The organism is Erwinia sp. 2186 (assembly GCF_057812255.1).
In genome coordinates this window covers 1,157,071-1,183,225 of the sequence record NZ_CM173824.1, presented here as the reverse complement: position 1 = coordinate 1,183,225, position 26,155 = coordinate 1,157,071, and the positions used below count along the sequence as shown (strand labels likewise).

Here is a 26,155-nt window from a genome sequence, read left to right as displayed (position 1 = left end):
ATGAATCTTTTCGAAGGGAGGGGAAATGAGCCAACGCGGATTAGAAGCGCTGTTAAGACCTAAATCGATTGCGGTGATTGGTGCCTCTTCACGACCGGATCGCGCAGGGTATCTGATGATGCGTAACCTGCTGGCGGGCGGTTTTAACGGTCCAATCCTGCCGGTCAACCCGAAATACCAAGCCGTTTGTGGCGTGCTCACCTGGCCTGATATCGCCAGCCTGCCCTTATCACCCGATCTTGCGGTCCTCTGTACCCATGCCAGCCGCAACCTTGACTTGCTGAAAGCGCTGGGTGAACGCGGCTGTAAGGCCTGCATCATCCTTTCGGCGCCCGCCAGTCAGCTTGATGCGTTAAAACAGTGCGCCAGCGAATGGCAAATTCGTCTGCTTGGCCCCAACAGTCTTGGCCTGCTGGCTCCCTGGCAGGGCTTAAACGCCAGCTTCTCACCTGTCCCGATTCAACAGGGAAAACTCGCCTTTATCTCTCAGTCTGCCGCGGTTTCTAATACTATTCTGGATTGGGCTCAGCAACGGCAACTCGGGTTTTCCTGGTTTATTGCACTTGGCGACAGCCTGGATATTGATGCCGACGACCTGCTGGATTTCCTCGCCAGAGATGGCAAAACCAGCGCGATCCTGCTCTATCTGGAGCATCTCAGCGACGCCCGGCGCTTTGTTTCTGCGGCGCGAAGTGCTTCAAGGAATAAACCGATTCTGGTGATCAAAAGCGGTCGCAGTCAGCAGGCACAACAATTACTGAAAACCCATGCCGGCCTTGATGCCGCCTGGGATGCCGCTATCCAGCGCGCGGGTTTGTTGCGGGTACAGGACACCCATGAGCTGTTCTCAGCGGTAGAAACGCTTAGCCATATGCGCCCGTTGCGCGGCGAGCGGTTGATGATCGTCAGTAATGGCGCGGCCCCCGCGGCACTTGCGCTTGATGCGCTGGATGCCAGAAACGGCAAGCTGGCACAATTAAGTGAGGAACTGCTCACTGACCTGCAAAGCCTGCTGCCTGATGAGATCAGCGCAGGTAATCCGCTGGATTTAAAGGATGATGCCACACCGGATCGCTATCTTCAGGTGGTCTCGCGCTTGCTGGATAGCCAGGACATTGACGCGCTGATGATTATTCACGCTCCCAGCGCTGTCGCACCCGCCACGCTGACTGCACAAAGGCTGATTGAAACCATCCTTAAACATCCCCGCGCCAAACAGATTTCTCTGTTGACCAACTGGTGCGGAGAGTTCTCTTCACTGGATGCGCGCCGGTTGTTCAGTGATGCCGGTATCCCAACCTACCGCACGCCTGAAGGGACGGTCACCGCCTTTATGCATATGGTGGAGTACCGTCGCAACCAGAAGCAGTTGCGTGAAACGCCGGCTCTGCCGCCGAACCTGACGGCGAATACCGCTGAGGCTCATCATTTGATCCGCCAGGCGCTGGAAGATGGCGCCATTACGCTCGACACGCATGAAGTTCAGGCCATTTTACGCGCCTATGGGCTCAATACATTGCCAACCTGGATTGCCAGCGACAGTGCCGAAGCGGTGCACATCGCCGGTCAGATTGGCTATCCCGTTGCGCTGAAACTGCGGTCGCCGGACATTCCCCATAAGTCGGAGGTTCAGGGTGTGATGCTGTATCTGCGCACCGCCAGCGAAGTTGAGCAGGCAGCAGAAGCCATTATCGATCGCGTCAAACTGGCCTTGCCGCAGGCAAATATTCATGGGCTTTTAGTGCAAAGCATGGCCAACCGTGCCGGAGCCCAGGAGTTAAGAATTGTGGTAGAACAGGACCCGGTTTTTGGACCGATGATCATGCTGGGAGAAGGTGGCATTGAGTGGCAAGCCGATAAACAGGCGGTGGTTGCTTTACCGCCGCTGAATATGACGCTGGCGCGCTATCTGGTTATTCAGGCCATCAAGAGCGGTAAAATCCGCAGCCGCAGCGCGCTCCAGCCGCTGGATATTGCCGGCATCAGCCAGGTGCTCGTGCAGGTTTCCAACCTGATCGTTGATTGCCCTGAGATCGTGCGGCTGGACATTCATCCTCTACTGGCGTCGGGGTCTGAATTCTCACTGCTGGATGTCACCATGCAACTGGCTGATTTTGTCGGGGATCCTGAAGCGCGTCTGGCTATTCGCCCTTATCCTCATGCGCTTGAAGAATGGGTAGAGATGAAAAATGGCGAGAGCTGCCTGTTCCGCCCGATCCTGCCCGAAGATGAGCCGTTGTTACGCCAGTTCATTAGCCGGGTGACGAAGGAAGATCTTTATTATCGCTATTTCAGTGAGATCAATGAGTTCACTCATGACGATTTGGCTAACATGACGCAGATCGACTACGATCGAGAGATGGCCTTTGTTGCTGTCCGTCAGCAAAATGGCAGTGATGAGATCATTGGTGTGACGCGTGCTATTTCCGATGCCGATAACATCGATGCAGAGTTTTCCGTGCTGGTACGTTCCGATCTTAAAGGGCTGGGCCTGGGTCGGCGGCTGCTGGAGAAGATGATTATCTATACCCGTCAACATGGGTTACAGCAGTTAAACGGTATTACCATGCCGGGCAATCAGGGGATGATTACGCTGGCACGCAAACTGGGATTTAGGGTTGATGTGCAGATTGAAGACGGCATTGTGGCCCTTTCGCTGCCTTTTTCGCCACCCTGATAATGTCTGGAAACGTAAAACTAAAACCATCGGGCCCGACTAATGGTAATATTCGCGGTTAGGGTGATGATTTTATGGCAAAAGGCCATTCTATGAACAGAGAAGATACGCACTGTGATGTTGTCTAAATTCAAACGTAATAAACACCAACAGCACCTTGCGCAACTGCCAAAACTGTCTCAGTCGGCTGCTGACTTCACGACGCTGTATTCAGCGGCTGATTTCCGTAAGACTTTGCTTGAGAAAATCGCCGGTGCGAAACATCGTATCTGCATTGTGGCGCTTTATCTGGAAAACGATGACGGTGGCCGCAGCATTCTCAACGCGCTGTATGAAGCCAAACGCCTTCGCCCTGAGCTGGATGTCCGTGTCCTTGTGGACTGGCACCGCGCACAGCGTGGTCGTATTGGCGCAGCGCGTACGGCAACCAATGCCGATTGGTATTGTGAGTTGGCAGACGCTCACCCTGACATTCACATCACCGTTTATGGCGTGCCGGTAAATACCCGTGAAGCCTTAGGCGTGCTGCATCTGAAAGGGTCGATCATCGATGATACCCTTTTCTATACCGGTGCCAGCCTCAATGACGTCTATCTGCATCAGCATGATAAATACCGTTATGACCGCTATCAGCTGATTACCAATCCCACGCTGGCTAACACCATGTTCGACTGGATAGAAACCAACCTTATCCAGGCTGAAGCGGTGCATCGTCTCGATCAGCATGAGCGGCCAAAAAGTCCGGAAATCAAAAATGAAACTCGTCAGTTCCGCCAGGATCTGCGCGGGTTTGATTATGAGTTCGAAGGCGATGCCAACAATGAACAGTTGGCAGTGACTCCGTTAGTTGGGCTGGGCAAACGCAGCCTGCTCAACAAAACCATCTTCCACCTGATGCCTTGTGCTGAGCAAAAGCTGACGCTCTGTACTCCGTACTTCAATATGCCCGCCATCCTGGTGCGCAACATTATCTGGTTACTGCGTCAGGGCCGCGAAGTTGAGATCATCGTCGGGGATAAAACGGCGAATGACTTCTACATCCCTGAAGATCAGCCGTTCAAGATTATCGGTGCCCTGCCTTACCTGTATGAGATCAACCTGCGCCGCTTCCTGAGCCGTTTGCAATATTACGTCACTAACGGCCAGTTGACGGTTCGCCTGTGGAAAGACGGCGAGAACAGCTATCATCTTAAAGGCATGTGGGTAGATGACGAATGGCTGCTTATTACCGGGAATAACCTGAATCCGCGCGCATGGCGTCTCGATCTGGAAAATGCCGTCCTCATTCACGATCCGCTCCAGCAGCTGGTTGAGCAAAGCCGCCACGAGCTGGCGCTGATCCGTCAAAACACCACCGTGGTTGAACACTTCCGCGATCTGGAAAGCATTGCCGATTACCCGCTTAAAGTGCGTAAGCTGATCCGCCGTCTGCGCCGTATCCGTATCGACAGGCTGATTAGCCGCATTCTGTAAGTTCGCTTAAATCAGGCCCTGTCAGTGACGGGGCTTTTTTTTAAGGAGAAGTAATGCGCAAACTCGTGTTGCTGATGTTTCTCTGTTGCACCGGTTGTACCCATATGGCCAACGACAGCTGGACCGGCAAGGATAAAGCGGAGCATTTTGTTTCCTCTGCGGTACTGTCGGCCGCGGGAAGTGCTTATGGCGATAAACAGCACTGGAGCGAAGGCCGAAGCGCCAGCTTTGGCTTGATGTTTGCGCTCAGTTTGGGCGCGGCGAAAGAGTTGTACGACAGTCGGGAGGGAGGTTCTGGCTGGAGCTGGAAAGATTTCAGTTGGGATGTAGCCGGTGCTGCCACCGGCTACACGTTATGGAGTCTTGCCCGTTAAAGCTTGATACCATTCCCTCTTCGGTGCAGCATCAGCGACACCAGGAATGCAACGGCCCCCATCGCTGAGACATACCAGAAGAAGCTGGTCTCGCTGCCCGCCGCCTTCAGCGACAACGCCACATATTCTGCTGAACCGCCAAACAAAGCGTTGGCTACTGCGTAAGACAGTCCCACACCTAACGCGCGTACCTCCGGTGGAAACATCTCTGCCTTCAGGATCCCACTGATCGACGTGTAGAAGCTGGTGATCAGCAGTGAGATCATGACCAGTCCAAATGCCGCCCACGGACTGCTGATGTTTTGCAGCAATGTCAGCACCGGCACGGTACATATCGCCGCCAGCCCACCAAAGATCAGCATTGAGCTCCGGCGTCCAATTTTATCTGACAACGCTCCAATCAACGGCTGAATCAGCATAAAAATGAACAGTGCAGCGGTCATCAGCATACTGGCCGTTCGCGCATCCATACCCGACGTGTTTACCAGATACTTCTGCATATAGGTGGTAAAGGTATAGAAGCTTAGCGAGCCGCCCGCCGTAAAACCAAGCACCATAATAAACGCGCGACGGTGTTTCCACAGACCTCTCAACGATCCGGCATCTTTATGCTGACGGGTTTTCTGATCGGATGTTTCATTCAGGGAACGGCGCAGATAGAGTGCAACGACGGCCAGCACGGCTCCGATTGCGAACGGTATTCTCCAGCCCCATGCACGAAGTTCTTCATCACTCAGGATCTGCTGCAACACCACCACGGTTAGCAGTGCCATCAATTGCCCACCAATCAGGGTGACATACTGGAATGAAGCATAGAATCCCTTCTTCCCTTCTACAGCGACTTCACTCATATAGGTTGCGCTGGTGCCGTACTCGCCGCCTACAGACAGCCCCTGGAACAAACGCGCTAACAGTAGTAAAGCCGGCGCCCATACACCGATGGTGTCGTAACCCGGTAAACAGGCAATCACCAGCGATCCGAAACACATCATGCAGACCGAAATCAGCATTGATTTCTTACGACCGTGCTTGTCGCCAATGTAGCCAAACAGCCAGCCACCGATGGGTCGCATCAGAAAGCCAGCGGCAAAGACGCCTGCGGTCTGTAACAGCTGAGTTGTTGGGTTTCCTGACGGGAAAAAGACGTGAGCAAAATAGAGAGAACAGAATGAATAGACATAAAAATCAAACCATTCGACCAGATTCCCTGATGATGCACCAACAATTGCCCAGATACGTTGGCGCGTGGAGAGCGCATCGGCCGTAGCCTCAGGCTGCCGTTCTGACGTGGCATCTGCCATAGAATTAACCTCTTTTATTATTCCTTGCTAATAATTAGCGATAGAAGTGAAACAACAACCGGTAGTAAACCTTACTGGCAAGATGTTAATGAATTGTTTTAAGTATTAACGTTACAGAACTGTGAAGCAGGTTGGATTATAGAGTAAGTGTTTAAGATCGCCATAAATGAAGGGCGTGGTGCGTCAGCACGGCGTTTTAGTTTTCTGGTTTTGGGGTGCTTGAGGAATCTCTTACCTGAATATCGGGTGGGTCTTGGGTAATTTTCAGGATTTCTTGGGAGTTTAGGAGCTGTTTTGGTGTGTTTTAGTGTGTTTTTTTTGCTTTTTACGCACACAAAAAAGCCCCATGCTTTCGCATGAGGCTTGTCTGCTTGTTTGATGCCTGGCAGTTCCCTACTCTCGCATGGGGAGACCCCACACTACCATCGGCGCTACGGCGTTTCACTTCTGAGTTCGGCATGGGGTCAGGTGGGACCACCGCGCTAAAGCCGCCAGGCAAATTCTGTTATTCACGCCGCCATAGGGCCGCGCAAATTTATCCGGTTCAAGCTGAAAATCTCTGTTTGTGTCTCTCAGACACCACCAGAACGCTTCTGGTGTTGTAAGGTTAAGCCTCACGGGTCATTAGTACCGGTTAGCTCAACGCATCGCTGCGCTTACACACCCGGCCTATCAACGTCGTAGTCTTCAACGTCCCTTCAGGGGCCTTAAAGGCCCAGGGAAGATTCATCTCGAGGCAAGTTTCGCGCTTAGATGCTTTCAGCGCTTATCTTTTCCGCACTTAGCTACCGGGCAATGCCATTGGCATGACAACCCGAACACCAGTGGTGCGTTCACTCCGGTCCTCTCGTACTAGGAGCAACCCCTCTCAATCTTCCAGCGCCCACGGCAGATAGGGACCGAACTGTCTCACGACGTTCTAAACCCAGCTCGCGTACCACTTTAAACGGCGAACAGCCGTACCCTTGGGACCTACTTCAGCCCCAGGATGTGATGAGCCGACATCGAGGTGCCAAACACCGCCGTCGATATGAACTCTTGGGCGGTATCAGCCTGTTATCCCCGGAGTACCTTTTATCCGTTGAGCGATGGCCCTTCCATTCAGAACCACCGGATCACTATGACCTGCTTTCGCACCTGCTCGAGCCGTCACTCTCGCAGTCAAGCTAGCTTATGCCATTGCACTAACCTCACGATGTCCGACCGTGATTAGCTAACCTTCGTGCTCCTCCGTTACTCTTTAGGAGGAGACCGCCCCAGTCAAACTACCCACCAGACACTGTCCCCACGCCGGATTACGGCGCCAGGTTAGAACATCAAACGTTAAAGGGTGGTATTTCAAGGTTGGCTCCACGCAGACTGGCGTCCACGCTTCAAAGCCTCCCACCTATCCTACACATCAAGGTTCAATATTCAGTGTCAAGCTATAGTAAAGGTTCACGGGGTCTTTCCGTCTTGCCGCGGGTACACTGCATCTTCACAGCGAGTTCAATTTCACTGAGTCTCGGGTGGAGACAGCCTGGCCATCATTACGCCATTCGTGCAGGTCGGAACTTACCCGACAAGGAATTTCGCTACCTTAGGACCGTTATAGTTACGGCCGCCGTTTACCGGGGCTTCGATCAAGAGCTTCTCCTTGCGGATAACCCCATCAATTAACCTTCCGGCACCGGGCAGGCGTCACACCGTATACGTCCACTTTCGTGTTTGCACAGTGCTGTGTTTTTAATAAACAGTTGCAGCCAGCTGGTATCTTCGACTGGCTTCAGCTCCGGGAGCAAGTCCCTTCACCTACGCGCCAGCGTGCCTTCTCCCGAAGTTACGGCACCATTTTGCCTAGTTCCTTCACCCGAGTTCTCTCAAGCGCCTTGGTATTCTCTACCTGACCACCTGTGTCGGTTTGGGGTACGATTCCGTGTTACCTGATGCTTAGAGGCTTTTCCTGGAAGCAGGGCATTTGTTACTTCAGCACCGTAGTGCCTCGTCATCACACCTCAGCGTTAAAAAGAGTCCGGATTTACCTAAACTCTCCGCCTACATGCTTAAACCGGGACAACCGTCGCCCGGCTAACATAGCCTTCTCCGTCCCCCCTTCGCAGTAACACCGAGTACAGGAATATTAACCTGTTTCCCATCGACTACGCCTTTCGGCCTCGCCTTAGGGGTCGACTCACCCTGCCCCGATTAACGTTGGACAGGAACCCTTGGTCTTCCGGCGAGCGGGCTTTTCACCCGCTTTATCGTTACTTATGTCAGCATTCGCACTTCTGATACCTCCAGCAGCCCTCACAGGCCACCTTCGACGGCTTACAGAACGCTCCCCTACCCAACAACGCATAAGCGTCGCTGCCGCAGCTTCGGTGCATGGTTTAGCCCCGTTACATCTTCCGCGCAGGCCGACTCGACCAGTGAGCTATTACGCTTTCTTTAAATGATGGCTGCTTCTAAGCCAACATCCTGGCTGTCTGTGCCTTCCCACATCGTTTCCCACTTAACCATGACTTTGGGACCTTAGCTGGCGGTCTGGGTTGTTTCCCTCTTCACGACGGACGTTAGCACCCGCCGTGTGTCTCCCGTGATAACATTCTTCGGTATTCGCAGTTTGCATCGGGTTGGTAAGCCGGGATGGCCCCCTAGCCGAAACAGTGCTCTACCCCCGAAGATGAGTTCACGAGGCGCTACCTAAATAGCTTTCGGGGAGAACCAGCTATCTCCCGGTTTGATTGGCCTTTCACCCCCAGCCACAAGTCATCCGCTAATTTTTCAACATTAGTCGGTTCGGTCCTCCAGTTAGTGTTACCCAACCTTCAACCTGCCCATGGCTAGATCACCGGGTTTCGGGTCTATACCCTGCAACTTAACGCCCAGTTAAGACTCGGTTTCCCTTCGGCTCCCCTATACGGTTAACCTTGCTACAGAATATAAGTCGCTGACCCATTATACAAAAGGTACGCAGTCACACCACGAAGGTGCTCCCACTGCTTGTACGTACACGGTTTCAGGTTCTGTTTCACTCCCCTCGCCGGGGTTCTTTTCGCCTTTCCCTCACGGTACTGGTTCACTATCGGTCAGTCAGGAGTATTTAGCCTTGGAGGATGGTCCCCCCATATTCAGACAGGATGTCACGTGTCCCGCCCTACTCATCGAACTCACAGCAAGTGCATTTTTGTGTACGGGAGTATCACCCTGTACCCTGCGACTTTCCAGACGCTTCCACTAATGCACAAACTGATTCAGGTTCTGGGCTGTTCCCCGTTCGCTCGCCGCTACTGGGGGAATCTCGGTTGATTTCTTTTCCTCTGGGTACTTAGATGTTTCAGTTCCCCAGGTTCGCCTTGCAACACTATGTATTCATGTTGCAATGATGCACCAAAGTGCACCGGGTTTCCCCATTCGGGTATCGTCGGTTATTACGGTTCATATCACCTTACCGACGCTTATCGCAGATTAGCACGCCCTTCATCGCCTCTGACTGCCTAGGCATCCACCGTGTACGCTTAGTCACTTAACCTCACAACCCACAAGCGTCCCGAAAGACACTGCTGTTGTAAGCATTTGAGAGACTCGAACATATCGTTGATTTCATTCTTATTACGGAGAATGAAAACGACATGTCGTTTCAATTTTCAGCTTGTTCCGGATTGTTAAAGAGCAAATATCTCAAACGTGACTCGTCCTTGCGGAGAGAATCAGTTTTGAGATACGGGTTGATAATGTCTTTCACTCATTATCAGGAGATGGCGTCCCCAAGGGGATTCGAACCCCTGTTACAGCCGTGAAAGGGCAGTGTCCTGGGCCTCTAGACGATGGGGACTCTGTTACTGTTGCTCATTACGTTTTCTATCAGACAATCTGTTGTGGACACTACGCGGGAAGGTATCTTCAGGTAAGGAGGTGATCCAACCGCAGGTTCCCCTACGGTTACCTTGTTACGACTTCACCCCAGTCATGAATCACAAAGTGGTAAGCGCCCTCCCGAAGGTTAAGCTACCTACTTCTTTTGCAACCCACTCCCATGGTGTGACGGGCGGTGTGTACAAGGCCCGGGAACGTATTCACCGTAGCATTCTGATCTACGATTACTAGCGATTCCGACTTCACGGAGTCGAGTTGCAGACTCCGATCCGGACTACGACGCACTTTGTGAGGTCCGCTTGCTCTCGCGAGTTCGCTTCTCTTTGTATGCGCCATTGTAGCACGTGTGTAGCCCTGGCCGTAAGGGCCATGATGACTTGACGTCATCCCCACCTTCCTCCGGTTTGTCACCGGCAGTCTCCTTTGAGTTCCCGACATTACTCGCTGGCAACAAAGGATAAGGGTTGCGCTCGTTGCGGGACTTAACCCAACATTTCACAACACGAGCTGACGACAGCCATGCAGCACCTGTCTCACGGTTCCCGAAGGCACTAAGGCATCTCTGCCGAATTCCGTGGATGTCAAGGCCAGGTAAGGTTCTTCGCGTTGCATCGAATTAAACCACATGCTCCACCGCTTGTGCGGGCCCCCGTCAATTCATTTGAGTTTTAACCTTGCGGCCGTACTCCCCAGGCGGTCGACTTAACGCGTTAGCTCCGGAAGCCACGCCTCAAGGGCACAACCTCCAAGTCGACATCGTTTACGGCGTGGACTACCAGGGTATCTAATCCTGTTTGCTCCCCACGCTTTCGCACCTGAGCGTCAGTCTTTGTCCAGGGGGCCGCCTTCGCCACCGGTATTCCTCCAGATCTCTACGCATTTCACCGCTACACCTGGAATTCTACCCCCCTCTACAAGACTCTAGCCTGCCAGTTTCAAATGCAGTTCCCAGGTTAAGCCCGGGGATTTCACATCTGACTTGACAGACCGCCTGCGTGCGCTTTACGCCCAGTAATTCCGATTAACGCTTGCACCCTCCGTATTACCGCGGCTGCTGGCACGGAGTTAGCCGGTGCTTCTTCTGCGGGTAACGTCAATCGATAAGGTTATTAACCTTACCGCCTTCCTCCCCGCTGAAAGTACTTTACAACCCGAAGGCCTTCTTCATACACGCGGCATGGCTGCATCAGGCTTGCGCCCATTGTGCAATATTCCCCACTGCTGCCTCCCGTAGGAGTCTGGACCGTGTCTCAGTTCCAGTGTGGCTGGTCATCCTCTCAGACCAGCTAGGGATCGTCGCCTAGGTGAGCCATTACCCCACCTACTAGCTAATCCCATCTGGGCACATCCGATGGTGTGAGGCCCGAAGGTCCCCCACTTTGGTCCGAAGACGTTATGCGGTATTAGCTACCGTTTCCAGTAGTTATCCCCCTCCATCAGGCAGTTTCCCAGACATTACTCACCCGTCCGCCACTCGTCACCCGAGAGCAAGCTCTCTGTGCTACCGTTCGACTTGCATGTGTTAGGCCTGCCGCCAGCGTTCAATCTGAGCCATGATCAAACTCTTCAATTAAAAGTTCGATTTGCTGAAACAAGTTCAGCGGTGCTCAAGTGTAAAACGTCATAATGAATTTCATTATGTGTTCACTCTTAAGGCTTGATATTTTTTTGCGCCTTGCGGCGCTGATATCAATCCTGCGAGTGCCCACACAGATTGTCTGATAAATTGTTAAAGAGCGTTGCGGTAAGTGCCTTGGCGCCTTACTGCGAGGTGGCGTATATTACGCTTTCCTCCTTCAGAGTCAACTTCTTTTTGGGAAGTTTTTCTCCGGCGATTCAGCTTCCTGAACCTCTGACCCGGTGACTCGTAAGTCGTTGTTCCGTGTCAGTGGAGGCGCAGTATAGGGAATTTCTGGAGACTGACAAGGGCTAAATGCAAAAAAACATTCAACCGCTCAATTTTCAACCCAAAACGCCAAACTGGCCCCTTTTACGACCACTTATTAAACAAAAATGGGCCCGAAGGCCCATTTTTGTTTTTACCGCGATTACTGCTGAGCCACTATGGCATCGTCTTTTACATCCATTTCGATCGTTTTACCCGGGATCAGTGCACCAGAAAGTATCTGCTGCGCCAGCGGGTTCTCGATCTGCTGCTGGATAGCACGCTTCAACGGACGAGCACCATAAACCGGGTCATAGCCATTTTCAGCAAGCTTATGCAACGCAGCATCGGAAATGTGTAAGTCATATCCGCGATCGGCCAGGCGATCGTAAAGACGCTGCAACTGAATCTTGGCTATAGAAGCAATATGCTGCTCACCCAACGGATGGAAGACCACCAGCTCATCTATACGGTTAATGAACTCCGGACGGAAGTGCTGACCGACTACCGTCATCACCACGTCTTTCATTTCCGGATAGCTAAGCGCGCCAAACCGTTCCTGAATCAGATCGGAGCCCAGGTTAGAGGTCATGATCACCACCGTGTTACGGAAGTCGACCGTTCTACCCTGACCATCCGTCAGACGTCCATCATCCAGAACCTGCAGTAGGATGTTGAAGACATCCGGGTGCGCTTTCTCCACCTCATCCAACAGGATCACCGAATACGGCCGGCGACGGACAGCTTCAGTCAGGTAACCGCCCTCTTCATATCCGACATAACCTGGAGGTGCACCCACCAAACGGGATACTGAATGCTTCTCCATAAACTCGGACATATCGAGACGTACCATCGCATCGTCACTGTCGAACATAAAGTTAGCCAGCGCTTTGCACAGCTCGGTCTTACCCACCCCTGTCGGGCCAAGGAACAGGAATGAACCAATCGGACGATTAGGATCCGCCAGACCCGCACGACTACGGCGAATCGCATTCGACACGGCTTCGACCGCTTCATTCTGTCCAATCACACGCTGATGCAGATCCTGCTCCATACGCAGTAACTTATCGCGCTCCCCTTCCATCATCCTGTCGACAGGGATCCCTGTCCAGCGAGCCAGCACGTCAGCAATTTCAACTTCGGTTACCCGGTTACGCAGCAAACGCATGGTTTTGCCTTCAGACTGCGTAGCCAGAGCCAGCTGTTTTTCCAGCTCAGGGATTTTCCCGTACTGCAGTTCAGACATCTGAGCCAGATCGCCAAGACGACGCGCCTGTTCCATTGCCAGCTTCGCCTGTTCCAGCTCAGCTTTAATTGTCTGGGTGCCGGAAAGAGAGGCTTTCTCCGATTTCCACTCTTCTTCAAGCTCAGAGTAATCACGCTCTTTCTGGTTCAGCTCATCTTCCAGCATAGACAGTCGTTTGAGGCTGGCATCGTCAGTCTCTTTCTTCAGAGCCTGTTGCTCAAGCTTCAGCTGGATGATGCGGCGTTCCAGGCGATCCAGAGATTCCGGTTTTGAATCAATCTGCATACGAATGCTGGAACCGGCTTCATCAATCAGGTCGATGGCTTTATCCGGCAGCTGACGGTCGGCAATATAGCGATGCGATAAGGTTGCCGCAGCCACGATAGCCGGATCGGTGATCTGCACATGGTGGTGCAGCTCATATCGCTCTTTCAGACCACGCAGGATCGCGATGGTATCTTCCACGGTTGGCTCAGCCACATACACTTTCTGGAAACGACGCTCCAGAGCCGCATCTTTCTCAATATACTGACGATACTCATCGAGAGTGGTCGCGCCTACGCAGTGAAGCTCACCGCGAGCCAGTGCAGGTTTGAGCATGTTACCGGCATCCATCGCGCCGTCAGCTTTACCTGCGCCAACCATAGTATGCAGCTCATCAATAAACAGAATGACATTGCCTTCCTGTTTAGAGAGATCGTTCAGTACGGCTTTCAGACGCTCTTCGAACTCACCGCGGTATTTCGCGCCGGCCACCAGCGCCCCCATATCAAGAGAAAGCACCCGGCGCCCTTTCAGCCCCTCCGGCACTTCGCCATTTATGATTCGCTGGGCAAGCCCTTCGACGATAGCGGTTTTACCTACACCAGGCTCACCGATCAAAACCGGGTTGTTTTTTGTACGGCGCTGCAGAACCTGAATGGTGCGACGAATTTCTTCATCACGACCAATCACCGGGTCCAGTTTGCCGGACTCAGCACGTTCGGTCAGGTCGATGGTGTATTTTTTCAGTGCCTGGCGCTGATCTTCAGCCCCTTGATCGTTCACGTTTTCGCCTCCACGCATTTGGTCAATTGCCTTGCTCAGTTTGTCAGTGGTTACACCGGCAGATTTCAGAAGATCGGCCAGCGAACCGCGCGACTCAAGAGCAGCCAGAACAAACAGTTCGGATGAAATGAAATTATCAGCACGTTTTTGAGCCAGCTTGTCACAGAGATTCAGAACACGAACCAGGTCCGCAGAAGGCTGAACATCGCCATCCGTTCCTTCCACCTGCGGCAAACGGCCGATAGCCTGTTCAACACTGCTGCGCAAAGCAGCGGTATCAACACCGGCGGTGGTCAGTAAAGGACGTACGGATCCGCCTTCCTGAGTCAGTAATGCACTCATTAAGTGGAGAGGTTCGATAAATTGATTGTCGCGACCCAGGGCTAAAGACTGGGCATCGGCGAGAGCAAGCTGGAATTTGTTAGTAAGACGATCCAGACGCATAATTCCCCCATTCAGGTCAAATTGCTACTGGAGATTAAATGAGGTCATCCCTCAAATTTTCAAGTTTAATGACCTAAATATTTTGGTGAAAAATACATCATTCTGGACCGTCTTATGGCGCTAGGTTATATCAGCCAGATCAAACTTGCCAGACGGCCGGTGATGCCATCGCGTCGGAAGGAGAAGAATTCAGTGGGTTTTGAGAGGGTGCAAAGGCCGCCACCCGAGATGTGGCGCACTCCGCTGCGGACTAAACGCTCTCTGGCAAGTTGCCAAATATCCGCATAATATTTTTCACCAACAGGCCTGAAAGCCCTGTCACTGTGCATTTTTTGCGCTAAAAATGCGTCCCGAACCTCGGGACCTACTTCAAAAGCGTCTGGCCCGATCGCCGGCCCCAGCCAGGCATGTATCTCTTCCGGCTGAGCATTAAATGCTGCCAGCGTCGATTCCAGTACGCCCTGGCAAAGACCTCGCCAGCCAGCATGTGCCGCCGCCACTTCCTTGCCATCTGAAGAACAAAAAAGCACCGGCAAACAGTCGGCTGTCATCACGGCGCAAGGTATTCCGCGCTGACGGGTGTATACGGCATCCGCCTTTAAGCTGTCAGGTTGACCGCCCGTCAGGTGAAGCACCTCAGTACCATGAACTTGTTCAAGCCAGACTGGCATTGCAGGCAGCTCGCCCAGCTCAACCAGACGCTGACGATTAGCCTGCACATGCAGAGGATTATCCCCAACATGTGCGCCAAGATTCAGTGAGTCCCACGGCAAGCAGCTTACGCCACCCACTCGGGTTGAGCTGCATGCCCGCACAGTGGCAGGCAGCGTCCAGTCAGGCGTGATCAGGCTCATTACCAGTCCATCTGATCCTTGAATTCAGCGGTATCCGCTTTCATCTCTGCGATCAGGTCAACCATATCCTGAGGCAACGGCGCATGCCATTCCATTTCAATGCCACTAATCGGATGGTACAGGCGAAGCATGGTGGCATGCAGAGCCTGACGATCGAACTTACGCAGCATCGCAATAAATGACTCCGACGCGCCCTTCGGCGGACGCGGACGGCCACCGTATAACTGATCGCCCACCAGCGGATGGTTAATGTGCGCCATATGGACACGGATCTGGTGAGTACGGCCGGTTTCCAGACGCAGACGCAGGCGCGTATGCACACGGAAATGCTCCATGATGCGGTAATGCGTAGTGGCAGGTTTACCGGTTGGGTGAACCGCCATATGCGTACGCTTGGTGGAGTGACGGCTGATAGGCTCGTCAACCGTACCGCCCGCTGTCATTCTGCCGATCGCCACAGCTTCATACTCACGGGTGATTTCTCTTAACTGCAAAGATTCCACCAGATGCGTTTGAGCTGGAACGGTTTTCGCCACCACCATCAGACCCGTTGTGTCTTTATCGAGGCGATGAACGATACCCGCACGCGGCACGTCAGCGATGGCCGGGAAATGATGCAACAGTGCATTCAGCACGGTGCCATCGGGATTACCGGCACCGGGATGGACAACCAGACCGCGTGGTTTGTTGATGACCAGAATGTCTTCATCTTCATATACGATGTCTAAAGGAATGTCCTGCGCTTCCCAGCGTGCTTCTTCTTCAATTTCAGCATCAATAGCGATTTGTTCGCTACCGAGCACTTTTTCCTTCGGTTTGTCGATGATTACGCCATTGACGGTGACGCGACGGTCGAGAATCCACTCTTTTATGCGAGATCGAGAATAATCAGGGAACAATTCGGCCAAAGCCTGATCTAAGCGTTGTCCGAGTTGTGATTCGGATACCGTTGCGTTGAGTTTTACTTGTTGTGCCATAAACAGCTTCTTCGTTAACGTTGGGTTTTCACGGCGATGCCGTTTAATATAATGTGCTATTGTACCTGGTCACTATCGGGAGCTACATGGACAGCTTCCTGAATAACACTCTGAGGATAATCAAATCGTCATGACGCGTATGAAATATCTGGTGGCTGCAGCCACGTTGAGCCTGGCATTGGCTGGTTGTTCCGGTTCGAAGGAAACGGTGCCTGACAATCCGCCTTCTGAAATCTATGCCACAGCCCAGCAAAAACTGCAGGACGGTAACTTTAAAGGAGCAATAACGCAACTGGAAGCGCTTGATAACCGCTACCCGTTCGGCCCTTACTCCCAGCAAGTTCAGCTAGACTTGATCTACGCTTACTACAAAAATGCCGATTTGCCGCTGGCGCAGGCCGCAATTGACCGCTTCATGCGTCTGAATCCAACCCACCCGAATATTGATTACGTGATTTATATGCGTGGTCTGACGGATATGGCGCTGGACGATAGCGCACTGCAGGGCTTTTTCGGCATCGACCGCTCTGACCGCGATCCGACGCATGCGCGTGACGCCTTCCATGATTTCTCTCAGCTGCTGCGCGGTTACCCGAACAGTCAATATGCAACAGATGCAAGAAAGCGTCTGGTGTATCTGAAAGATCGTCTGGCGAAATATGAATTATCCGTTGCTCAATTCTACACTAAGCGCGAGGCTTATGTCGCAGTAGTTAACCGTGTTGAGCAAATGATGAAAGATTATCCGGACACTCAGGCTACGCGCACGGCACTGCCACTGATGGAAAATGCATACCGTCAGCTGCAGTTAAATGCTGAAGCGGACAAAGTCGCTAAGTTGATTGCAGCAAATCAGGCTTAAGCGTTGAAATGAAAAATGGCAGCCCGTGGCTGCCATTTTTTTGCTCAGAATTCCTGCTGTTTGGCCAGTTCTCTTCTGAGTTATCCAGTCAATAATGCCCGCTAAAAAGCGCCCCGACAACCCCCATTTCAGCATTTCTCCTCCCATCTCACAGATTTCTCCACATTGACAAAAAGTGACAAAAAAACGTGATGTGAATCACGCATAAACCTCTTTTTCGAGGTATGCTGGACCTACATTCGACGGAAATGACAGAGAGGTAAGCACTATGGTTCTGAACATTACCAGCAAGCACATGGAAATCACTCCGGCTATCCGCCAACATGTCGAAGACCGTCTCGCCAAGCTCGAAAAATGGCAAACTGACCTGATAAAACCCCATATCGTTCTTTCAAAGGAGCCGAAGGAATTTGTCGCTGATGCCACCATCAATACGCCAAATGGCCCGCTGGTCGCCAGCGCGAAGCATGATGATATGTATACGGCTATCAATGATCTGATCGGAAAACTGGAACGCCAGCTGAACAAGGTTCAGCATAAAGGTGAAGCGCGCCGCGCCAATGCCAGTGTGAAAGACCTGAGCATCATCGATCAGGAATAGACGTCAAAAGGAAGATAACGCGCCTCAGGGCGCGTTTTTTATTGACAGAAATAAATTGCAGCGGTTACTTTAAACGCTCTCCGGTTCTGGATAGCACAATGCAAAAACGACCGTTCTTCTTCGCATTCTTTTTTACCTTCTTTACCTTCCCCTGATTGGGAGGCAATTCGTCGTGTAAGAATGAATGCGAAGACGAACTACAAAGCCTCCCCAGCGGGAGGCTTTTTTTTTATGAACATCTGACAGGTAGCCTTATGACCCCTGAGAATCCCCTGCTCGGCCTGCGCGATAAAATCAGCGCGCTGGATGAACAACTGCTGAATATGCTTGCTCAACGCCGGGCGCTGGCGATTGAGGTTGCAACGGCGAAGATGGCAACACATCGCCCAATCCGCGACATCGACCGCGAGCGAGACCTGCTTGAGCATCTGATTACCCTTGGCAAAGGCCACAAGCTGGACGCGCATTACATCACGCGTCTGTTTCAGCTGATTATCGAAGACTCGGTGCTGACGCAGCAAGCCCTGCTGCAAAAGCACCTCAATAAGACCACGGCTCAATCCGCACGCGTTGCCTTCCTCGGCCCGAAAGGTTCTTACTCCCATCTGGCTGCACGCAACTACGCCGCGCGCCATTTCGAGACGTTTATCGAAAGCGGCTGTCTGAAATTCCAGGACATCTTTAATCAGGTCGAAACCGGCCAGGCGGACTATGCGGTGTTGCCGATTGAAAATACCAGCTCCGGCTCGATCAACGATGTCTATGACCTGCTGCAGCTGACCAGCCTTTCAATTGTCGGCGAGATGACCATTCCGATCGATCACTGCGTACTGGTCAACGGCAGCACCGATCTGCAACAAATCGAGACGGTTTACAGTCATCCTCAGCCTTTCCAGCAGTGTAGCCAGTTCATTAATCGCTATCCGCACTGGAAAATTGAGTACACCGAAAGCACGGCTGCCGCAATGGAAAAAGTCGCCGCAATGAACTCGCCTAAAGTTGCCGCCATTGGCAGCGAAGCAGGCGGAGATCTTTATGGGCTGCAGGTACTGGAACGTAACCTGGCGAATCAGAAGCAAAATATCACCCGCTTCATTATCCTCGCCCGCAAACCGGTAGAGGTGACGCCGCAGGTTCCCGCTAAAACCACGCTGATTATGGCAACCGGCCAGCAAGCGGGTGCGCTGGTAGAAGCCCTGCTGGTTCTGCGTCAGCACAACCTGGTGATGAGTAAGCTGGAATCCCGTCCCATCAACGGCAATCCATGGGAAGAGATGTTTTATATCGATTTCCAGGGCAACCTGCGTTCCGATGAGGTTCAGCAGGCGTTAAAAGAGCTGACGCCGATTACCCGTTCCCTGAAAGTGCTGGGTTGCTACCCGAGCGAAAACGTTATCCCGGTTGAACCTGAATAAGCTTTAACGCCTTCCAGGCATCGGCCATCTCAACCCCGGCCGATGCCTCCTCGACTTGTTTACGCAGAATCATTGTCTCCATTCGACCTAACGCTATATTATGCTTTATATAACGTTACTCAGGGAATCACCATGTTGCGCGCCTTCAAGACTGCTGCTTTTACCACCCTACTCGTCCTTGCTCCTTTTTGCTCCCAGGCTGCCCGTCAGGTCACCGATCAGTTAGGCCGGCAGGTCACCATCCCGGATCGTGTCGATCGCGTGGTGGTTCTGCAGCATCAGACGCTGAACCTGTTAGTCCAGCTCGACGCGACCAATACCATGGTTGGCATTCTGGGTAACTGGAAACAACAGTTAGGAGACGGCTATCAGCGTCTGGTCCCGCAGCTGGCCACCATTCCTGCGCTGGGCGATCTGACGCATGTTGACGTGGAGAAATTGGTCGCGCTGCATCCGCAGGTAGTTTTTGTCACCAACTACGCCCCGAAAGAGATGATCGACCAGATCCAAAACCTTGGCATTGCGGTGATTGCGATTTCACTGCGTAGCGGTGATGAGAAACAGCAAGGTGAACTGAACCCTCAGTTACAGAACGAAGATCAGGCTTATAACCAGGGACTGAAGGACGGGATCAGATTGATCGGTGAGGTGGTAAACCATCAGCCACAGGCCGAAGCGCTGATTAAAGCGACCTTTGACGAGCGCCAGCAAACGGCGGATCGACTGAAAGACATTCCTGCCGAACGGCGGATCCGCGCTTTTATGGCCAATCCGGATCTGACGACTTATGGTTCCGGAAAATACACCGGGTTGATGATGGCACATGCCGGTGCGTTGAACGTCGCGGCAGCCACGGTCAAAGGCTTCAAGCAGGTCTCGATGGAGCAAATCATCGCCTGGAACCCGCAGGTGATCTTTGTACAGGACCGTTACCCAAAAGTGATCGATGAGATCAATCAGCAGCCAGCCTGGCAAGCCGTAGATGCGGTAAAAAATCACCGCGTTTATCTGATGCCTGAGTATGCAAAGGCCTGGGGTTATCCAATGCCGGAAGCGCTGGCACTGGGCGAACTGTGGATGGCGAAGAAGCTGTATCCTGAAAAATTCAGCGATGTCGATATGCAGAAAAGAGCCGACAGCTGGTATCAACGTTTCTACCGTACTCACTACGTTGGCGGTAATTGATGTGCAGCATAACGGTCTTAGCGGCCGGCAGCCTGCGGGTGGTCTGGCCCAGCTTAATGACGGCATTCGAACGGGAAAGTGGCATCAGCGTGACGACTGATTTTGGTCCTGCTGGCCTGCTGTTGCAACGCATCGAACAGGGCGAAGCCTGCGATCTGTTTGCGTCAGCCAACTCAGCCCATCCTCAGACTTTGGTTGAGAAAGGACAGGCAATCCATACCGCCCTGTTTACCCACAATCAACTCTGTCTGAGCGTTACCGCTACGCTGGCTAAGCAAGGTCGTGACTGGTTAGATCTGTTGCGGGATCCGCACTTGCGCCTGGCAACGTCCACGCCATTAAGCGATCCGTCAGGCGATTATACCTGGCAGCTTTTTGATCGTATTGACGCGACGCATCCCGGAGAAGGCACGGCGTTAAAGCAGCGAGCGATGCCACTGGTTGGTGGCCCGCAAAGCCCAGCCATCCCGGCCGGAGAACTGGCTGCGAGCTGGTTACTGAATACCAAACAGGCTGAGATGTTTATTGGCTATCAGAGCTACGCGCCATTGCTGAAAGAGAAGGGAAACCTGGTGACGCTATCCATTCCCGCGCCCTGGCAAATCACGGCTGATTATGCTTTTGCCGTGTGTCAGGAGCGTGCGCAACCACTGGCAGCATTTCTACTGTCAGCCAGGGCTCAGCAAATATTTAAGGATGCGGGTTTTTGCAGTGAATAGAAAAAGGCCGTTTCCGGCCTTTTAATGGAGAGATTACGGTCGGCTGTCATTCGCCTGGCGTAGCAGCGTACGGCTTTCCAGCATGAAGCGTTGGGCATAATCGCCAAACCAGTGCTCCACTTTGCGGAAGCTGGTAATAAACGCCTGCTTATCGCCCTGCTCCAGCAGCTTGATAGCTTCACCGAATCGCTCGTAGTAACGTTTAATCAGCGCCAGATTGTTCTCGGACGACATAATGATGTCCGCATACAACTGTGGGTCCTGAGCAAACAGCCTGCCCACCATCGCCAACTCCAGCCGGTAGATTGGCGAGGAGAGCGCCAGCAGCTGTTCGAGCTGCACATTCTCTTCGGCCAGATGTAAGCCATAAGCGAAGGTTGCGAAGTGACGCAGCGCCTGAATAAAGGCCATGTTCTGATCGTGTTCCACCGCGCTGATGCGGTGTAGACGCGCGCCCCACACCTGAATCTGTTCCAGCAGCCATTGATAGGCCTCTGGCTGACGGCCATCGCACCAAACCACTAACTGCTTCGCCAGGCTTCCACTGTCCGGACCAAACATCGGGTGCAGGCCTAAAACCGGGCCGCTGTGCGCCGCCAACATCGCCTGCAACGGACTGTTTTTTACCGATGCCAGATCGACCAGAATACAGTCGTCAGGCAATGGCGGCAGCCCGGCAATCACCTGCTCGGTCAGGTGGATCGGTACGCTGATGATCACCATTCCGGCATCAGACAGCATACTCTCAGCCTGTTCCCAGTCTTCTTTATCAAGGATCTTCACCTGATAGCCGGACAGCGTGAGCATCTTTTCAAACAGACGCCCCATCTGCCCTCTGCCACCGACAATCACCACCGGGCGCAGATCGGGATTCAGCGTTTTAAAGCCTTTATCATTTTCGCTGGTGTAGGATTCACGCATCACCCGACGAAGAATATCTTCGATCAGGTCAGGCGGGACACCGAGCAACTCAGCTTCTTTGCGGCGTGAAGCCAGCATTGAGGCTTCACGCTCTGGAACATAAATCGGTAATCCATAACGGCTCTTTACCTCGCCGACTTCAGCGACGAGGTGCAGACGTTTGGCCAGCAGATCGAGCAGCGCTTTATCAACTTCATCAATTTGATCGCGTAGCGCGGTCAGTTCAGCCACCATAATTAATCCTCTTGCGACAGACGCGCCGCCAGCACTCCGTTCAGGTCCTGATGAATTTCACGCAGCAAGGTTTCCGTGGTTTCCCAGTTGATGCAGGCATCAGTAACGGAAACGCCGTAGCGCATATCGCTGCGCGGTTGCTCGGAAGACTGGTTGCCTTCGTGAATATTGCTTTCCAGCATCAGGCCCATAATTGAACGGTTGCCGTCTTTGATCTGCGCTACCGCAGATTCAGCCACGCCGGACTGACGACGAAAATCTTTGTTAGAATTGCCATGGCTGCAATCTATCATCAAGGAAGGACGGAGTCCCGCCTGACGCATCTCTTTTTCACACTGCGCGACATCTTCCGGGCCGTAGTTCGGGCTTTTGCCGCCACGCAGGATCACATGACCATCCGGATTGCCCTGGGTCTGCAACAGGCACACCTGGCCACTCTGATTGATGCCGACAAAACGGTGAGGCATTGATGCCGCACGCATGGCGTTGATCGCCGTGCCCAGGCTGCCGTCAGTGCCATTTTTAAAGCCAACCGGCATGGATAAGCCCGATGCCATTTCGCGGTGAGTCTGAGATTCTGTGGTACGCGCACCAATTGCTGACCAGCTGAACAGATCGCCAAGGTATTGCGGGCTGTTAGGATCCAGCGCTTCGGTCGCCAGCGGCAGGCCCATTTCAACCAGGTCCAACAACAGACGGCGAGCAATGTGCAGACCGGCTTCCATATCGAAAGAGTTATCCATGTACGGGTCGTTGATTAAGCCTTTCCAGCCAACGGTCGTACGAGGTTTTTCAAAATAGACACGCATAACGATGTACAACTGATCCTTCAGTTGCTCGGAGAGACCTTTCAGCTGACGAGCATATTCCAACGCGGCTTCAGTATCGTGAATTGAGCAAGGGCCACAAACCACCAACAAACGGTGATCTTTGCCGCTGGTGATATCGGCAATGGTCTGGCGGGAAGCGGTGATTTGCGCTTCCAGCGCTGCATTCAGCGGGAACTGTTTTTTTAACTCTTCTGGCGTGATCAGAATCTGTTCGCCAGCGATATGGACATTATTAAGCGCGTCTTTTTGCATGATGGTCATCCTGTTTCTCTCGATATGCGTAGGTCAGCCCTCTATGGGGTGATTGACAATGTATCATATGCGATACAAAACTCAATCCACGCATGTACACTTTTATTACCACAACCAATCACCCTTTGAACTTATTTAAATAAATCTATATAAATCATATCTATAAATAACCTAGTGCACCCCTAACCCACAAATCATATGTACACTTAACTTTACACTGATATGTGAAATTTCCCCTGTTTTATTCGTGCCATCCCGTTCACTCTAGGTTTTCTGCGCGTCCATAAAGGGCACGGGCAGACATAAGATTCGTTCGTGAATGTTGAAATGATAACCTATGATGAAGATAACTAAGGATTAATCCCGCTAAAGGAGAGCCTGCAATGAAAATCCAGCTTCGCCCCTACCGTGATGAAGATGCTCCCGCATTCTCTCAGGCCGTGAATGATTCAATGGATACGTTACGTCCCTGGTTACTGTGGGCGCACTCAGGATTCACTGTAGCCGAAGCCCGCCAGTGGTTCGCCATCTCTCATCTGCTTCGGGATAAAGGAGAAGCCAATGAACTGGGCCTGTTCGCAGAAGACGGGCGCTTGCTGGGTGGCGCAGGGTTACGCTACTCCAGAGATCAGCAGAATCATTGTTCCATCGGCTACTGGGTGCGTAGCAGTGAACAGCGTCAGGGGATTGCGAGCTCCGCGGTGCAGTATCTGGTCGATCTCGCCTGGCAAAGTCCGGAAAGAGAGATTGTGGAGATCCTGGCCGTTGAAGAGAATCTGGCCAGCCGGGGTGTGGCGCTAAAGTGTGGCGCGGAGTTTATCGGCATTAAATACGGTTTGATCGTGCTGGACAGCGGTCCGGTGAACACCGCCATCTACCATTTTCACCGACAGCAGTGAGGCAAATTTCAGGCACAAAAAAAGGGGCCGCCTTTCGGTCAGCCCCTTGTTCGCTATTAACTTAAGAAGTTGCTTTAGCGCCCAAACGTTCTTTGATACGTGCAGACTTACCAGTACGCTCACGCAGATAGTACAGTTTAGCCTGACGCACGGCGCCACGACGTTTCACAGCAATGCTGTCGATAACCGGTGAGTGAGTCTGGAATACACGCTCAACACCTTCGCCGTTAGAAATTTTACGAACAGTGAATGCAGAGTGCAGACCGCGGTTACGAATAGCGATAACCACGCCCTCGAATGCCTGCAGACGTTTCTTAGAACCTTCAACGACCCATACTTTCACTTCCACGGAATCACCCGGACGGAATGAAGGTACGTCCTGTTTCATCTGCTCTTGTTCAATTTGCTTAATAATGTTGCTCATAATTAAATCTCTTATCCTGGGTAAACTGATATTCAGGCGCGCGGCGATTGCCGTGCATGCCCATCATCGTTATGTTGCTTAGCGAAGCTCCTTTTGGAACTCCTTCAGCAACTTTGCTTGCTCTTCAGTCAGAGCCAGGTTTTCCAGAAGTTCAGGTCTTCTTAGCCAGGTACGGCCCAACGACTGTTTCAGGCGCCAACGGCGAATTTCAGCATGGTTGCCCGACAGCAGAACTGGCGGAACCTCCATCCCTTCTAACACTTCAGGTCGGGTGTAGTGTGGGCAATCCAGCAAACCGTTAGAGAACGAATCTTCATCGGCTGACGCCTGCTTACCCAGTACGCCTGGAATAAACCGGGCAACTGAATCAATCAACGTCATTGCGGGTAGCTCCCCACCACTGAGTACGTAATCGCCAATCGACCATTCTTCATCGATTTCGGTTTTGATTACGCGCTCATCAATCCCTTCATAACGACCACATACCAGAATCAGTTTCTGGTTGGTCGCCAGCTCGCAAACCCCATCTTGATCGAGTTTGCGACCCTGAGGTGAAAGATAAATCACCTTAGCGCCTTCTCCTGCCGCCGCTTTTGCTGCGTGGATGGCATCCCGTAAGGGTTGAACCATCATTAGCATCCCCGGTCCGCCGCCGAATGGACGTTCGTCCACGGTGCGGTGCCGGTCATGAGCGAAGTCACGAGGACTCCAGCTCTGGATGCTGAGCAGGCCATTTTTTACTGCCCGGCCAGTTACTCCGTAATCGGTAATCGCGCTGAACATCTCTGGGAACAGGCTGATAACGCCAATCCACAGCGATGAAGCTGGTGCCATACCGTCTTGTCCGGAGCTCAAAAACCAGGATCCCAATCTACTTCAATGGTGCCGGTAGTGAGATCGACATTCTTGATAACCTGTCCATCAAGGAACGGAATTAACCGCTCCTTCGCACCGAATGCATCCTTCAGGTTTGCCTGTACGACGAGAACGTCGTTCGAACCGGTTTCCATCAACTCAGTGACTTTACCCAGCTCGTAACCTTCAGTGGTGACTACCTGGCAACCTATAAGGTCTTTCCAGTAGTAATCGCCGCCGTCCAGTTCCGGCAACTGCTCTGAGTCCACGACAATTTCGCAATTCGTCAGCAGACCGGCAGTATCACGATCGTCAATGCCTTTGACTTTGATGATCATGTCCTGATTGTGGCGCTTCCAGCCTTCCAGCTCGACAAGCTGCCATTGACCCGCACGTTGGATAAACCACGGCTGATAGTCAAAAATGCTTTCGGCATCTTCGGTGGAGGAAAACACTTTGAGCCAACCACGGATACCGTAGGCTGATCCCATCTTCCCCAGAATTAACGGGTTAGCTGGAGACCGCGCGGCGAGTTGCTTGCTCATGTTGACCACCGTGACAGATTAAGCTGCTTTCTTAGCTTCTTTGACCAGCGCACCAACGCGGTCAGAAACAGTAGCGCCCTGGCCAACCCAGTGCTCAATGCGGTCCAGATCCAGACGCAGTGCTTCAGCCTGACCAGATGCGATCGGGTTGAAGAAACCAACGCGCTCGATGAAGCGACCGTTGCGAGCATTACGGCTGTCAGTGACGACTACCTGATAGAACGGACGCTTTTTAGCGCCGTGACGTGCCAAACGAATTGTTACCATAACATCCTCTTGA

General features: G+C 52.5%; 19 protein-coding genes, 1 tRNA gene, 3 rRNA genes and 1 other annotated feature. Of the genes, 9 read left to right on the top strand and 14 right to left on the bottom strand.

Annotated features, from left to right (window positions below; all coding sequences use genetic code 11):
- Positions 1-25: 25 nt before the first annotated feature.
- The 3 genes from ACXKZG_RS05440 (at position 26) to ACXKZG_RS05430 (ending at position 4,524) form a co-directional block, all read left to right on the top strand.
- Positions 26-2,677, top strand: a complete 2,652-nt coding sequence (locus tag ACXKZG_RS05440) for a bifunctional acetate--CoA ligase family protein/GNAT family N-acetyltransferase (protein ID WP_134822593.1) — start codon at positions 26-28, stop codon at positions 2,675-2,677.
- Between the two features lie 117 nt (positions 2,678-2,794).
- Positions 2,795-4,150, top strand: a complete 1,356-nt coding sequence (pssA, locus tag ACXKZG_RS05435) for a CDP-diacylglycerol--serine O-phosphatidyltransferase (RefSeq protein WP_013203471.1) — start codon at positions 2,795-2,797, stop codon at positions 4,148-4,150.
- Positions 4,151-4,203: 53 nt separating this feature from the next.
- Complete coding sequence (locus ACXKZG_RS05430) at positions 4,204-4,524, top strand: YfiM family lipoprotein (RefSeq protein ID WP_206403705.1); 321 nt, start codon at positions 4,204-4,206, stop codon at positions 4,522-4,524.
- On the opposite strand, the gene ACXKZG_RS05425 is transcribed toward ACXKZG_RS05430, so the two are convergent.
- From ACXKZG_RS05425 to rluD, 8 genes are all read right to left on the bottom strand, one after another.
- Positions 4,521-5,825: an MFS transporter gene (locus tag ACXKZG_RS05425; RefSeq protein WP_134822594.1), complete on the bottom strand. Its 1,305-nt coding sequence runs from the start codon at positions 5,823-5,825 to the stop codon at positions 4,521-4,523. The genes ACXKZG_RS05430 and ACXKZG_RS05425 overlap by 4 nt on opposite strands.
- A 380-nt stretch (positions 5,826-6,205) precedes the next feature.
- Positions 6,206-6,321, bottom strand: a 5S ribosomal RNA gene (gene rrf, locus ACXKZG_RS05420).
- Between the two features lie 107 nt (positions 6,322-6,428).
- Positions 6,429-9,336: ribosomal RNA gene (locus ACXKZG_RS05415) — 23S ribosomal RNA — on the bottom strand.
- A gap of 227 nt (positions 9,337-9,563) precedes the next feature.
- Positions 9,564-9,639 (bottom strand) — tRNA-Glu (locus tag ACXKZG_RS05410).
- 73 nt (positions 9,640-9,712) lie between these two features.
- Positions 9,713-11,253, bottom strand: a 16S ribosomal RNA gene (locus ACXKZG_RS05405).
- The 16S, 23S and 5S rRNA genes sit together here with 1 tRNA gene alongside, the layout of an rRNA operon.
- A 475-nt stretch (positions 11,254-11,728) precedes the next feature.
- On the bottom strand, positions 11,729-14,302 hold the full coding sequence (gene clpB, locus ACXKZG_RS05400; RefSeq protein WP_346567022.1) for an ATP-dependent chaperone ClpB: 2,574 nt from the start codon (positions 14,300-14,302) through the stop codon (positions 11,729-11,731).
- 125 nt (positions 14,303-14,427) lie between these two features.
- Positions 14,428-15,156: a purine nucleoside phosphorylase YfiH gene (yfiH, locus tag ACXKZG_RS05395; RefSeq protein WP_488875821.1), complete on the bottom strand. Its 729-nt coding sequence runs from the start codon at positions 15,154-15,156 to the stop codon at positions 14,428-14,430.
- On the bottom strand, positions 15,156-16,133 hold the full coding sequence (gene rluD / locus ACXKZG_RS05390) for a 23S rRNA pseudouridine(1911/1915/1917) synthase RluD (protein WP_013203476.1): 978 nt from the start codon (positions 16,131-16,133) through the stop codon (positions 15,156-15,158). Before rluD ends, yfiH begins: the two co-directional genes overlap by 1 nt.
- Positions 16,134-16,263: 130 nt before the next feature.
- On the opposite strand from rluD, the gene bamD reads away from it, so the two are divergent.
- The 5 genes from bamD (at position 16,264) to ACXKZG_RS05365 (ending at position 20,915) form a co-directional block, all read left to right on the top strand.
- Positions 16,264-16,995, top strand: coding sequence for an outer membrane protein assembly factor BamD (gene bamD, locus ACXKZG_RS05385; protein WP_013203477.1), 732 nt, complete (start codon positions 16,264-16,266; stop codon positions 16,993-16,995).
- Positions 16,996-17,263: 268 nt separating this feature from the next.
- Entirely contained in the window at positions 17,264-17,596 is a 333-nt protein-coding gene (gene raiA, locus ACXKZG_RS05380; protein WP_013203478.1) for a ribosome-associated translation inhibitor RaiA, read from the top strand.
- A 97-nt stretch (positions 17,597-17,693) separates the two neighbouring features.
- Positions 17,694-17,827 (top strand) — a sequence feature (Phe leader region).
- A gap of 23 nt (positions 17,828-17,850) precedes the next feature.
- The gene (gene pheA / locus ACXKZG_RS05375) at positions 17,851-19,011 is read left to right on the top strand and encodes a bifunctional chorismate mutase/prephenate dehydratase (RefSeq protein WP_053143930.1); all 1,161 of its coding nucleotides are present in this window, start codon (positions 17,851-17,853) and stop codon (positions 19,009-19,011) included.
- Between the two features lie 132 nt (positions 19,012-19,143).
- The gene (locus ACXKZG_RS05370; RefSeq protein WP_488875820.1) at positions 19,144-20,196 is read left to right on the top strand and encodes an ABC transporter substrate-binding protein; all 1,053 of its coding nucleotides are present in this window, start codon (positions 19,144-19,146) and stop codon (positions 20,194-20,196) included.
- Complete coding sequence (locus ACXKZG_RS05365; RefSeq protein ID WP_488875819.1) at positions 20,196-20,915, top strand: substrate-binding domain-containing protein; 720 nt, start codon at positions 20,196-20,198, stop codon at positions 20,913-20,915. Before ACXKZG_RS05370 ends, ACXKZG_RS05365 begins: the two co-directional genes overlap by 1 nt.
- Before the next feature lie 33 nt (positions 20,916-20,948).
- On the opposite strand, the gene tyrA is transcribed toward ACXKZG_RS05365, so the two are convergent.
- Together tyrA and ACXKZG_RS05355 are read right to left on the bottom strand one after the other, a co-directional pair.
- Positions 20,949-22,070, bottom strand: coding sequence for a bifunctional chorismate mutase/prephenate dehydrogenase (gene tyrA / locus ACXKZG_RS05360; protein WP_471721090.1), 1,122 nt, complete (start codon positions 22,068-22,070; stop codon positions 20,949-20,951).
- A gap of 2 nt (positions 22,071-22,072) precedes the next feature.
- Positions 22,073-23,152, bottom strand: a complete 1,080-nt coding sequence (locus ACXKZG_RS05355) for a 3-deoxy-7-phosphoheptulonate synthase (RefSeq protein ID WP_206403679.1) — start codon at positions 23,150-23,152, stop codon at positions 22,073-22,075.
- A 383-nt stretch (positions 23,153-23,535) separates the two neighbouring features.
- On the opposite strand from ACXKZG_RS05355, the gene ACXKZG_RS05350 reads away from it, so the two are divergent.
- Positions 23,536-24,051: a GNAT family N-acetyltransferase gene (locus tag ACXKZG_RS05350; protein WP_488875818.1), complete on the top strand. Its 516-nt coding sequence runs from the start codon at positions 23,536-23,538 to the stop codon at positions 24,049-24,051.
- Positions 24,052-24,112: 61 nt separating this feature from the next.
- On the opposite strand, the gene rplS is transcribed toward ACXKZG_RS05350, so the two are convergent.
- The 4 genes from rplS to rpsP all read right to left on the bottom strand — a co-directional run bounded on the left by rplS (position 24,113) and on the right by rpsP (position 26,142).
- Positions 24,113-24,475, bottom strand: coding sequence for a 50S ribosomal protein L19 (gene rplS / locus ACXKZG_RS05345; RefSeq protein ID WP_013203485.1), 363 nt, complete (start codon positions 24,473-24,475; stop codon positions 24,113-24,115).
- A gap of 78 nt (positions 24,476-24,553) precedes the next feature.
- Positions 24,554-25,309, bottom strand: coding sequence for a tRNA (guanosine(37)-N1)-methyltransferase TrmD (gene trmD, locus ACXKZG_RS05340; protein ID WP_013203486.1), 756 nt, complete (start codon positions 25,307-25,309; stop codon positions 24,554-24,556).
- A gap of 17 nt (positions 25,310-25,326) precedes the next feature.
- On the bottom strand, positions 25,327-25,875 hold the full coding sequence (gene rimM / locus ACXKZG_RS05335) for a ribosome maturation factor RimM (protein WP_041692103.1): 549 nt from the start codon (positions 25,873-25,875) through the stop codon (positions 25,327-25,329).
- An 18-nt stretch (positions 25,876-25,893) separates the two neighbouring features.
- Positions 25,894-26,142 (bottom strand): 30S ribosomal protein S16, encoded by a 249-nt coding sequence (gene rpsP, locus ACXKZG_RS05330; protein ID WP_013203488.1) that lies wholly within the window; start codon positions 26,140-26,142, stop codon positions 25,894-25,896.
- Positions 26,143-26,155 lie beyond the last annotated feature (13 nt).